The sequence below is a fragment of the Halomonas sp. JB37 genome, assembly GCF_002332255.1.
GTDB classification, from domain to species: domain Bacteria; phylum Pseudomonadota; class Gammaproteobacteria; order Pseudomonadales; family Halomonadaceae; genus Vreelandella; species Vreelandella casei.
In genome coordinates, this window is record NZ_NRGW01000001.1 from 1927413 (window position 1) to 1939834 (window position 12422).

The 12422-nt window shown below is 53.2% G+C and carries 6 protein-coding genes and 3 rRNA genes; 7 read left to right on the forward strand and 2 right to left on the reverse strand.

The window, feature by feature from the left end; translation table 11 throughout:
• Positions 1 to 52: 52 nt before the first annotated feature.
• Entirely contained in the window at positions 53 to 1240 is a 1188-nt protein-coding gene (locus tag CIK78_RS08915) for an acetyl-CoA C-acyltransferase (protein ID WP_096279217.1), read from the reverse strand.
• Positions 1241 to 1366: 126 nt separating this feature from the next.
• Here CIK78_RS08915 and CIK78_RS08920 point away from each other — a divergent pair, with 126 nt between their 5' ends.
• From CIK78_RS08920 to CIK78_RS08935, 4 genes are all read left to right on the forward strand, one after another.
• On the forward strand, positions 1367 to 1936 hold the full coding sequence (locus CIK78_RS08920) for a TetR/AcrR family transcriptional regulator (RefSeq protein ID WP_096279219.1): 570 nt from the start codon (positions 1367 to 1369) through the stop codon (positions 1934 to 1936).
• Positions 1937 to 2148: 212 nt separating this feature from the next.
• Positions 2149 to 3825 (forward strand): AMP-binding protein, encoded by a 1677-nt coding sequence (locus CIK78_RS08925; protein WP_096279221.1) that lies wholly within the window; start codon positions 2149 to 2151, stop codon positions 3823 to 3825.
• 20 nt (positions 3826 to 3845) lie between these two features.
• Positions 3846 to 4613, forward strand: coding sequence for an SDR family NAD(P)-dependent oxidoreductase (locus CIK78_RS08930; RefSeq protein WP_096279223.1), 768 nt, complete (start codon positions 3846 to 3848; stop codon positions 4611 to 4613).
• Positions 4614 to 4849: 236 nt separating this feature from the next.
• Positions 4850 to 6655: an acyl-CoA dehydrogenase C-terminal domain-containing protein gene (locus tag CIK78_RS08935; RefSeq protein WP_096279225.1), complete on the forward strand. Its 1806-nt coding sequence runs from the start codon at positions 4850 to 4852 to the stop codon at positions 6653 to 6655.
• A 270-nt stretch (positions 6656 to 6925) separates the two neighbouring features.
• Here the strand turns inward: CIK78_RS08935 and CIK78_RS17770 are convergent, their stop codons facing one another.
• Positions 6926 to 7255: a hypothetical protein gene (locus CIK78_RS17770; protein ID WP_141393013.1), complete on the reverse strand. Its 330-nt coding sequence runs from the start codon at positions 7253 to 7255 to the stop codon at positions 6926 to 6928.
• Positions 7256 to 7277: 22 nt separating this feature from the next.
• Between CIK78_RS17770 and CIK78_RS08940 the strand changes: the two genes are divergently transcribed.
• The 3 genes from CIK78_RS08940 (at position 7278) to rrf (ending at position 12232) form a co-directional block, all read left to right on the forward strand.
• A 16S ribosomal RNA gene (locus CIK78_RS08940) occupies positions 7278 to 8810 on the forward strand.
• A 245-nt stretch (positions 8811 to 9055) separates the two neighbouring features.
• Positions 9056 to 11953: ribosomal RNA gene (locus CIK78_RS08945) — 23S ribosomal RNA — on the forward strand.
• A gap of 163 nt (positions 11954 to 12116) precedes the next feature.
• A 5S ribosomal RNA gene (gene rrf / locus CIK78_RS08950) occupies positions 12117 to 12232 on the forward strand.
• Together the 16S, 23S and 5S rRNA genes form the textbook arrangement of a ribosomal RNA operon.
• The last annotated feature ends 190 nt before the right edge of the window (positions 12233 to 12422 follow it).

Genomic DNA, 12422 nt, shown 5'->3' on the forward strand with positions numbered 1-12422 from the left:
TTTTATTAAAAAGAGACGTTGGCTCTTGTCACAACGAGCTATGTGCCATTGATTAGTCGATTAACTCAACGGCGACGGCTGTCGCTTCACCTCCGCCGATACACAGGCTTGCGATGCCGCGTCGGCCACCTTGTGTTCGCAGGGCATGAATCAGCGTGGCAATAATGCGCGAGCCAGTCGAGCCAATTGGGTGGCCTTGGGCGCAGGCGCCGCCAAAAACGTTGACCTTGCTATGGGGCAGCCCTAGATCATCCATGGCCATCAGGGTCACGACGGCAAAGGCTTCGTTGATTTCAAATAAATCCACATCGTTAACGCCCCAGCCTAGCTTTTTCATCAATTGTTCAATCGCACCGACAGGCGCAATGGTGAACTCACTTGGGTGGCGGGCATGGGTTGAATGACCCACCATCCGCGCGAGTGGTTTAATGCCGTGCTGCTCGGCCGCTGCTTGGCTGGCCAAGATGAGTGCGGAGGCGCCGTCGGAAATGGAGCTGGCGTTGGCCGCGGTAATGGTGCCGTCTTTGGCAAAAGCAGGGCGGAGCTGGCGGATTTTGTCTAGTTTGGCTAAAAAGGGCTGCTCGTCATGTTCAACAACGGTGTCTCCGTGGCGAGATGTAACGGTGACGGGGGCCATCTCGTTGGTCAAGTGGCCTGCATTCGTCGCGGCCATCGCGCGCTCAAGAGACGCGATAGCGAAGTCGTCAAGCTGTTCGCGAGTGTAGCCGCGCTGAGTGGCGACGTCTTGGGCAAAGACGCCCATCAGTTTTCCCGTTTCAGCATCTTCCAGTCCGTCTAAAAACATGTGATCTTTTAGTTCGCCATGTCCCAGTCGATAGCCGCCGCGTGCCTTCGTCAGAATGTGAGGTGCGTTAGACATGGACTCTATGCCGCCAGCCAGCACAATATCGCCACTGCCCGCTTTGATAAGATCGTGGGCAAGCATGGTAGCCTTCATTCCAGAGCCGCACAGCTTATTAATGGTGGTGGCACCATTGGCATCGGGTATGCCGGCTTGGCGCATGGCTTGGCGAGCAGGCCCCTGTTTAACGCCCGCGGGCAGTACACAGCCCATAATTCCTTCGGTTATCGCAGCGGGGTCGATACCTGACGCTTCAATCGCCGCCTTAATGGCGGTTGCGCCAAGCTGTGGCGCTGTCATCGTGGCAAGGCTGCCCATCATGCCGCCCATCGGCGTACGTTTAGCGGCTAGAAATACAACATCGGTGGGGCTGCTCATGTTCAATCTCCTTCCAGTTTATTGTGATTATCATGCCGAGTGGTGGGTGACACGTTGACCCGTTGGCAGCGCTGTGGTTCTCTCCAGAGTAACCAAGCAAGCGCTAGTGTAAATGACATGAATGTAATGAATGCATCACCACGCCGCAAGGAATTGACGCGTCTCGCCGCTCAGCTGTTCGTCCAAGAAGGCTTCGATCGCACCACGGTGCGCATGCTGGCGCAGGAAATGGGCATTAAATCCGGTAGCTTGTTTCATCATTTTAAAGATAAGCAGGAAATTCTGGCGGCGGTGATTGAAGAGGGCACCCAAAATGCCTTGTTGATTGCACGTAAAGCCCTGAATGAGTGCGCCACCGAGCCGGAAATTCGCTTACGCACCATGGCGCGTGCCCACCTTGAAACCTTATTTACCGACCGCAATGCCCATGTAGTGGCGCTCTTTGAGTGGCGTAGGCTTGATCCTGTGGCGAGCGCTCATCTCAGTCATTTACGCGATGCTTATGAGGCTTTGTGGGTCTCGGTGATTGACGAGGCGCTGGACTCAGGATTAATCCATGGTGATCGTTTTCTTGTGTCGCGCTTTGTGCTGGGGGCTTTGAATTGGACCGTTCGTTGGTACGACCCCAACGGCTCTCGCTCACCCGATGACCTCGCTGACGAGCTTGTCGCTATGATAATGCCCACCGCTGATTGATATCCCGCTGTATACCATTGGCTAGCCCCGACCAACGTCTAGTGCCTTAAACCATCAGAATGCTTGCTCTCCAAGGCGATTGCTTTTAGCGTTGTTTTTATCTCAAAAGTTCCGTTAACGTCAACGGATGTTTTATAGGCGTTGCCTGTTCCCATATCGCTTGCTACGTGCTCATTACCAACAACAATTACCGACGACATCAGAGAGCCATCATGACCACGACACCGCACACACTGCCCGACTACCAGCACTACCTGGATAGCTTTTCTATCGATAGCGTCATTGCTCGCTTAGATGACCACCAAGACGGCTTCCTTAATGCTTTTGAGGCCTGCTGTGGGCGTCATGTGCGTGCAGGACGTGGTGACTTACTGGCGTTGGTTCAGGAAGATTCCCAAGGCGCTATTAATACGCTGACTTACGCCGAGCTTGATAAGCAAAGCGCGATGCTTGCCGGTTGGTTTCAAGCTCAAGGGCTACGCCAGGGCGATCGCATCGCCTGCATGTTGCCACGATCCCCGCAGCTGTTGATTGCCGTTCTAGCAACATGGCGTATCGGTGCCGTTTACCAGCCGCTGTTTACCGCGTTTGGTCCTGATGCCGTGGACTATCGGTTAGGGCGTGCCGATACCAAACTTGTGATAACTGATCACGCCAATCGCTATAAGTTTGATGGTTTGAGCCAGTGTCCGTCGGTGTTAGCCGTCGGTGGTGAAACCAGCGAGCATGCCGATGATCACGATTGGCAAGCTGCATTGACGCATACGTCAATGAGCGAAAGGCCGCCAAGGCTCTCGCCTGATGAGCCATTTCTGCAAATGTTTACCTCTGGCACGGTGGGCAAGCCAAAAGGGGTGGCGGTTCCGCTGGCGGGCATGACGGCATTTGCGATCTATATGGAGCTCGCCATTGACCTACGCGACGATGACCGCTTCTGGAATATGGCTGATCCAGGCTGGGCCTATGGCCTTTACTATGCGATCACCGGGCCGCTGCTGCTGGGCGTAACCACGCATTTCTGTGAGGCGGGCTTTAGTGCCGAAGGGGCGCTGGCGTTTATGAAGCGCCACCACATTACCAATTTTGCCGCCGCGCCCACTGCTTATCGCTTGATGAAGGCCTCAGGCCTATTTGATGACGCGCATGAAACGTTAGAGCTGCGAGCGGCAAGTTCAGCAGGAGAGCCTTTAAATACCGAAGTGGTTACCTGGGTAGAAAGGTCGCTCGGCTGTTCGGTGATGGATCACTACGGTCAAACCGAAACGGGGATGACCTGTAATAACCATCATGCGCTTGATCATTTAAAGCACGTAGGCGCCATGGGCGTGCCGATGCCGGGCTACCGTCTCGTCATTTTGGATGCGGAGTATCGCGAACTCCCCGCAGGGGAGCCTGGTGTTCTGGCGGTGGATATCAAGAACTCGCCAGCGCACTTCTTTCCAGGATATACCTGGCAGGAAAAAAATCCCTTTGTGGAAGGTTATTACCTAACCGGAGACGTGGTGATTCGCAATGAAGATGGCACCTTTCAGTTTGCCGGCCGTGATGATGACATTATTACCACGGCAGGTTATCGCGTTGGGCCAACGGATGTTGAGAACAGCGTGATGACGCATCCTGCGGTCGCTGAATCGGCAGCCGTAGGGCAGCCAGATGAAATTCGAGGCGAGGTAATTAAGTCGTATGTGGTGCTGCGCGAAGGCTTTGAGCCCAGTGATGTCCTCGCCGATGAAATCAAGCAGCGAGTACGCGAGCGGCTTTCGACGCATGCGTTCCCACGCATCATAGAGTTTGTCGATGAGCTACCCAAAACTCCCAGCGGAAAGATCCAGCGCTTTAAGCTACGCGCTCAAGCGGTAGAAGAATCCAAGTCAAGGCAGTCATTGTAACCACCATAGGGAATCCAGTTATGCAGGTTAAGGACAGTACGTTTTTGATTACCGGCGCCGCCTCAGGGCTGGGCGCAGCAACCGCTGAGCGTTTAGTCGCCTCGGGTGCACGGGTCGTTCTGTGCGACTTGAACGACAGCGTGAATGCGCATGCCCAGCAGTTGGGGGCAGGCGCACAGGCTGTCCTTGCTGATATCACCTCTGCTGAACAGATGCAGAAAGCGGTGGACGCAGCCGTTGCGCTAGGCGGTGAGCGCGGGCTGTCGGGCGTGGTTCATTGTGCGGGCGTGGTAAGCGTGGCAAAGCTGGTTGATCGAGACGGTATTCCGGCGGATCTAGAAAGCTATAAGAAAACGATCAATATCAATCTGGTGGGCACGTTTAACGTTATGCGCCTTGCCGCCGCAGCGATGGCGAAAAATGTGCCTAGTGAAAGCGGTGAGCGTGGGGTGATTATCAATACTGCGTCTATTGCGGCTTTCGATGGGCAGGTGGGGCAGTGTGCCTACAGTGCCTCTAAAGCGGGGGTTGTGGGGATGAGCCTTCCCGCCGCGCGTGAGCTGTCTCGGCATGCTATCCGCGTGATGGCAATCGCCCCAGGGGTATTTGAAACGCCGATGATGAGCGAGATTCCTGATGAAGCCGCTCAGGCGCTAGCCGCTGCGGTGCCATTCCCTAAGCGATTAGGCAAGCCAGACGAGTTCGCTCAATTAGCGGAGCAAATTATTACCAACGCTATGCTGAATGGTGAGTTGATTCGCTTGGATGGCGGCATTCGCATGCAGTAGTCGTTTTTCCCAGTAAATTATGGCAGCTCGTCAGCTAATCACTGGCGAGTTTTTTTATGTTTAGAGGCTATAGCATGTTGAGTTGGCGGCCAAAGTTGTAATGCGCTTCTAGGCTAAATTAAAACGCTCGCTTGACTCTATAGAGCGCTCGCGCTAGTTTTCAAACATGTGTTTGAAAGTTGTTTGTCTAAAAGCAATTTATCGGCTTTCAATACCCCTTCTTTTGGAGAAGTGTGATGCCCAGCTACCAAGCCCCTATTCGTGATATGCGTTTCGTGATGGACGAGATGCTTGATTACCCCGCTCACTACGCACAGCTTCCAAGTGGCGATGATGCATCGCCTGATGTGATCAGCGCTATTTTGGAAGAGGGAGCTCGGTTTGCCCGCGAGGTGTTACTACCGATTAATCAAAGTGGAGATGAAGAGGGGTGTTTGCTAGAAGGGGGGGAGGTTAAAGCCCCTCGCGGTTTTAAAGAAGCTTATCAGCAGTACGTAGAAGGTGGGTGGCCAAGTTTGGCTGCTGACCCTGAGCATGGTGGGCAGGGGTTGCCGCCCTCGCTAGCCATGCTGCTTTCGGAAATGATCTGTGCCACTAACTTGGCGTGGGGTATGTATCCAGGTCTGTCGCATGGCGCTGCTGATGCTCTGCGTCACCATGGCACTGATGAGCAGAAGGCGACGTATCTCACTAAGTTGGTGGAGGGTGTGTGGACCGGCACTATGTGCTTAACCGAGTCCCATTGCGGTACCGACCTCGGCCTAATCAAAACGCGGGCAGTGCCTGCTGATGGTGATGCTTATGCAATTACGGGCACCAAGATTTTTATCTCTGCCGGTGAGCATAATTTGGCAGAGAACATTGTCCACTTAGTGCTGGCAAAACTGCCTGATGCGCCAGAAGGCTCTAAAGGTATCTCACTGTTTGTAGTGCCTAAGTTCTTACCCGATTCTCAGGGTAATGTGGGGGAGCGGAATGGCGTCACCTGTGGTTCGCTCGAGCACAAAATGGGCATTCATGGTAATGCTACCTGTGTGATGAACTTCGATGGCGCAATAGGCTACTTAGTTGGGCCGCCCAATAAAGGGCTGGCGTGCATGTTTACTATGATGAACGCTGCGCGTCTCGGCGTAGGTATTCAAGGGCTTGGGTTGATTGAGGCGAGTTTCCAGAATTCACTGAGCTACGCGCGGGATCGACTACAGATGCGTGGGCTGTCGGGTAAGCAGGCGCCTGATAAGCCAGCTGATCCGATTATCGTTCACCCGGACGTGCGCCGTATGCTGCTAACGCAAAAGGCGTTTGCGGAAGGCGGGCGCATGCTGGTGCTGTACGCTGCCCAAATGCTCGACGTGGTGGAACAAGGTGAGCCAGGTGAAGAGCGAGATCATGCTGAAACTCTCCTTGGTCTGCTAACACCTATCGTTAAGGCTTTCCTGACCGAAGTTGGTTTTGAATGTACTAACGAAGGCGTACAGATCTACGGTGGTCATGGCTTTATTAAAGAGTGGGGGATGGAGCAGCTAGTGCGTGATGCACGCATTACTCGCCTCTATGAAGGTACTACCGGTATTCAAGCGCTTGATCTATTGGGCCGTAAAGTGCTTATGAGCCAGGGTGAGTCGCTAAAAGTATTCACCAAAGAGATCCATAGGTTTTGTAAAGCCGAGGCTGATAATCCCGCCCTTCACGAATTCATCGAGCCGCTTGTCAAGCTGAATGCAGAGTGGGGTGAGCTGACCATGGGCGTGGGTATGAAAGCTATGCAAGACCGCGAAGAAGTCGGTGCGGCTAGCGTTGACTACCTTATGTACTCAGGTTACGTCACGTTAGCGTATCTATTTGCCCGTGCGGCCAAACAGGCATCGAGCTCCTTGGGCGAGTCTGATAAAGCGTTTTATGCCGCGAAATTAAACACTGCGCGCTTCTACTATCAGCGGCTCCTGCCGCGCACTCGTGCGCACGCACAAATGATAAGTGCGGGTGCCGCGAGCTTAATGGCCATCTCTAGTGAGGACTTTGGCTTAGGTTTTGAAATTTAATAACAGGTCTTAATTTTTAGGCGCTAGCATTGGCCCAGCAACGCAAGCGCTAATGAGTGCTCTCTAATGATGTTGTTCTGCGCGTTGTTCTAAACGTGGTTTGCGGCAGAAGGGAGGTCTTCTGCCGTTTTTTTATGCTCTCCGCTTCTTTTTCTTGCAATCTCATCTGGGAAGCCATAAAGTACGCATCCGCTGCCGGGGACGCCTAGCGTTACCAGCGGTGGATGAAGGTGAAAACCTTCGGTTTGTCAGCAGGTTAGCGTTTTCAGGTCATCGAAAAATGTTTCCCGAATCGGCCCCAGAAATTGCCGATTGACAAACACTCGGAAGTGCGTAGAATACGCCTTCCTCGCTGAGGCCAAACAGTTCAACGGTTGGCCCGCTATCACAACACGATAGCCACAGCGAAACGCTCTTTAACAATTTGATCAGGTAATTCATGTGGGCGCTTGCTGATGTTGGTGACAAATCACCCAATATCAAGGCAAGCGACTCAAGCAATAAGGTTTTAAAGGCATTGCCTTTTTGATCCGTTTTGAATGAATTCGTTTGAACCTTGAGCCAAGTTTGATTCGCTTTTGTGTTTTCCTCGGAAGACACGAGTAAGGATCACAATGATTGTAAACTGAAGAGTTTGATCATGGCTCAGATTGAACGCTGGCGGCAGGCCTAACACATGCAAGTCGAGCGGTAACAGATCTAGCTTGCTAGATGCTGACGAGCGGCGGACGGGTGAGTAATGCATAGGAATCTGCCCGATAGTGGGGGATAACCTGGGGAAACCCAGGCTAATACCGCATACGTCCTACGGGAGAAAGGGGGCTTCGGCTCCCGCTATTGGATGAGCCTATGTCGGATTAGCTAGTTGGTGAGGTAATGGCTCACCAAGGCAACGATCCGTAGCTGGTCTGAGAGGATGATCAGCCACATCGGGACTGAGACACGGCCCGAACTCCTACGGGAGGCAGCAGTGGGGAATATTGGACAATGGGGGCAACCCTGATCCAGCCATGCCGCGTGTGTGAAGAAGGCCTTAGGGTTGTAAAGCACTTTCAGCGAGGAAGAACGCCTAGTGGTTAATACCCATTAGGAAAGACATCACTCGCAGAAGAAGCACCGGCTAACTCCGTGCCAGCAGCCGCGGTAATACGGAGGGTGCAAGCGTTAATCGGAATTACTGGGCGTAAAGCGCGCGTAGGTGGCTTTATAAGCCGGTTGTGAAAGCCCCGGGCTCAACCTGGGAACGGCATCCGGAACTGTGAGGCTAGAGTACAGGAGAGGAAGGTAGAATTCCCGGTGTAGCGGTGAAATGCGTAGAGATCGGGAGGAATACCAGTGGCGAAGGCGGCCTTCTGGACTGATACTGACACTGAGGTGCGAAAGCGTGGGTAGCAAACAGGATTAGATACCCTGGTAGTCCACGCCGTAAACGATGTCGACCAGCCGTTGGGTGCCTAGAGCACTTTGTGGCGAAGTTAACGCGATAAGTCGACCGCCTGGGGAGTACGGCCGCAAGGTTAAAACTCAAATGAATTGACGGGGGCCCGCACAAGCGGTGGAGCATGTGGTTTAATTCGATGCAACGCGAAGAACCTTACCTACCCTTGACATCTATAGAAGATTGCAGAGATGCGATTGTGCCTTCGGGAACTATAAGACAGGTGCTGCATGGCTGTCGTCAGCTCGTGTTGTGAAATGTTGGGTTAAGTCCCGTAACGAGCGCAACCCTTGTCCTTATTTGCCAGCGAGTAATGTCGGGAACTCTAAGGAGACTGCCGGTGACAAACCGGAGGAAGGTGGGGACGACGTCAAGTCATCATGGCCCTTACGGGTAGGGCTACACACGTGCTACAATGGCCGGTACAAAGGGCTGCGAGCTCGCGAGAGTCAGCGAATCCCTTAAAGCCGGTCTCAGTCCGGATCGGAGTCTGCAACTCGACTCCGTGAAGTCGGAATCGCTAGTAATCGTGAATCAGAATGTCACGGTGAATACGTTCCCGGGCCTTGTACACACCGCCCGTCACACCATGGGAGTGGACTGCACCAGAAGTGGTTAGCCTAACGCAAGAGGGCGATCACCACGGTGTGGTTCATGACTGGGGTGAAGTCGTAACAAGGTAGCCGTAGGGGAACCTGCGGCTGGATCACCTCCTTAAACGATGCGTCACAGTTAGTAAGCGTCCACAATGAATTACCTGATCAAAATGCTGTTGATGAGCAGTGATAAGCCAGCCGCCTCCGGCGTTGTCTTATCACTGCTTATAGCAGTCGCTCTTTAACAATGTATATCATGCTGACAAGAACGCACCGCAAGGTGGGTTCTTAAATTGTGATACGTTTTATACGTATCCGGCAAATGAACGTTATCATTGCGAGACACCAGACTCCTTCGGGTTATAGGGTCAAGCAATGAAGCGCACACGGTGGATGCCTAGGCAGTCAGAGGCGATGAAAGACGTGGTAGCCTGCGATAAGGTTCGGTGAGGTGGCAACAACCTGTGACCCGGACATCTCTGAATGGGGAAACCCACTGACCATAAGGTCAGTATCTTACACTGAATACATAGGTGTAAGAGGCGAACCAGGGGAACTGAAACATCTAAGTACCCTGAGGAAAAGAAATCAACCGAGATTCCCCTAGTAGCGGCGAGCGAACGGGGACCAGCCCTTAAGCATGTGAATGATTAGGCGAACAGATTGGGAAGTCTGGCCGTAGCAGGTGATAGCCCTGTAGTCGAAAATCTGATCATGTGAAATCGAGTAGGTCGGGGCACGAGAAACCTTGACTGAAGACGGGGGGACCATCCTCCAAGGCTAAATACTCCTGACTGACCGATAGTGAACCAGTACCGTGAGGGAAAGGCGAAAAGAACCCCGGATAGGGGAGTGAAATAGATCCTGAAACCGTGTGCGTACAAGCAGTAGGAGCAGACTTGTTCTGTGACTGCGTACCTTTTGTATAATGGGTCAGCGACTTATATTCAGTGGCGAGGTTAACCGTATAGGGGAGCCGTAGGGAAACCGAGTCTTAACTGGGCGACACAGTCGCTGGATATAGACCCGAAACCGAGCGATCTATCCATGAGCAGGGTGAAGGTTGAGTAACATCAACTGGAGGCCCGAACCAGGATCTGTTGAAAAAGATTTGGATGACTTGTGGATCGGAGTGAAAGGCTAATCAAGCTCGGAGATAGCTGGTTCTCCTCGAAAGCTATTTAGGTAGCGCCTCACGTATTACCGCCGGGGGTAGAGCACTGTTTCGGCTAGGGGGTCATCCCGACTTACCAACCCGAGGCAAACTCCGAATACCGGTGAGTACAGCGTGGGAGACACACGGCGGGTGCTAACGTCCGTCGTGAAAAGGGAAACAACCCAGACCGTCAGCTAAGGTCCCGAAATCCTGGTTAAGTGGGAAACGATGTGGGAAGGCTTAGACAGCTAGGAGGTTGGCTTAGAAGCAGCCATCCTTTAAAGAAAGCGTAATAGCTCACTAGTCGAGTCGGCCTGCGCGGAAGATGTAACGGGGCTAAACCAGGTACCGAAGCTACGGGTGCGTCATTATTTCGATAATGATGCGCGGTAGAGGAGCGTCGTGTAAGCCAATGAAGGTGGATTGAGAAGTCTGCTGGAGGTATCACGAGTGCGAATGCTGACATGAGTAACGATAAAGGGAGTGAAAAACTCCCTCGCCGGAAGACCAAGGTTTTCTGTTCGATGCTAATCAGAGCAGAGTGAGTCGGCCCCTAAGGCGAGGCCGAAAGGCGTAGTCGATGGAAAACGGGCTAATATTCCCGTACCGGACATGGTTGCGATGGGGGGACGAAGAAGGCTAGGTGAGCCAGGCGTTGGTTGTCCTGGTGAAAGTGAGTAGGCCGAGATCTTAGGAAAATCCGGGATCTTAAAGCCGAGACACGAGATGAACTGACTACGGTCAGGAAGTCACTGATGCCACGCTTCCAGGAAAAGCCTCTAAGCTTCAGATCATGTGCGACCGTACCCCAAACCGACACAGGTGGTCAGGGAGAGAATCCCAAGGCGCTTGAGAGAACTCGGGTGAAGGAACTAGGCAAAATGGTGCCGTAACTTCGGGAGAAGGCACGCCGGCGTAGGGTGAAGAGACTTGCTCTCCTAGCCCGAACCGGTCGAAGATACCAGGTGGCTGCAACTGTTTATTAAAAACACAGCACTCTGCTAACTCGTAAGAGGACGTATAGGGTGTGACGCCTGCCCGGTGCCGGAAGGTTAAATGATGGTGTTAGCCGCAAGGCGAAGCTCTTGATTGAAGCCCCGGTAAACGGCGGCCGTAACTATAACGGTCCTAAGGTAGCGAAATTCCTTGTCGGGTAAGTTCCGACCTGCACGAATGGCGTAATGATGGCCACGCTGTCTCCACCCGAGACTCAGTGAAATTGAAATCGCCGTGAAGATGCGGTGTACCCGCGGCTAGACGGAAAGACCCCGTGAACCTTTACTATAGCTTCACACTGGACGCTGATGTTGCCTGTGTAGGATAGCTGGGAGGCTTTGAACTTTGGACGCCAGTTCGAAGGGAGCCAACCTTGAAATACCAGCCTGGCATCATTGGCGTTCTCACTCAGGTCCGTTATCCGGATCGAGGACAGTGTGTGGTGGGTAGTTTGACTGGGGCGGTCTCCTCCTAAAGAGTAACGGAGGAGCACGAAGGTACCCTCAGCACGGTCGGACATCGTGCATTGAGTGCAAGAGCATAAGGGTGCTTGACTGCGAGACAGACACGTCGAGCAGGTGCGAAAGCAGGTTCTAGTGATCCGGTGGTTCTGTATGGAAGGGCCATCGCTCAACGGATAAAAGGTACTCCGGGGATAACAGGCTGATACCGCCCAAGAGTTCACATCGACGGCGGTGTTTGGCACCTCGATGTCGGCTCATCACATCCTGGGGCTGAAGTCGGTCCCAAGGGTATGGCTGTTCGCCATTTAAAGTGGTACGCGAGCTGGGTTTAGAACGTCGTGAGACAGTTCGGTCCCTATCTGCCGTGGGCGTTGGATGTTTGAGAAGGGCTGCTCCTAGTACGAGAGGACCGGAGTGGACGACCCTCTGGTGTTCCGGTTGTCACGCCAGTGGCATTGCCGGGTAGCTATGGTCGGACGGGATAACCGCTGAAAGCATCTAAGCGGGAAGCCCCCTTCAAGATGAGACATCCCTGAGGCCTAGAGCCTCCTGAAGGGCCCAGCGAGACCAGCTGGTTGATAGGCACGGTGTGGAAGCGCTGCAAGGCGTTGAGCTAACGTGTACTAATGGCCCGTGAGGCTTGACTCTATAACACCCAAGGGGTCTGGTCGCAGTGATAACGTTATGATGTTAACGCATCAAAAAAAAGCCGGATACGCAGCGTGTGGCCCAGCCCACTCATCAAGAGTGAACAAGCAGGCGGCACGACAGCAAGAAACGATCACATCAGCATGATATACGACCAGTTACGCCTGACGACCATAGCACGCGTGAACCACCTGATCCCTTGCCGAACTCAGAAGTGAAACCGCTTAGCGCCGATGGTAGTGTGGGGTCTCCCCATGCGAGAGTAGGTCATCGTCAGGCACTTATACGAAAAATCCCCCGAGGCTAACGCCCCGGGGGATTTTTTTTGCATCTTTTTTTAATTTTAGAGAAAACGTAAACAATATAGCTGCGCGTATTGCCGACCGCCTCGCTGCCAGAAATGCTATGATGCAGCCGTTAAGGGTTATCGCTTCGACTCGAAATAATCCGCCATGTCTATATGCTAAGT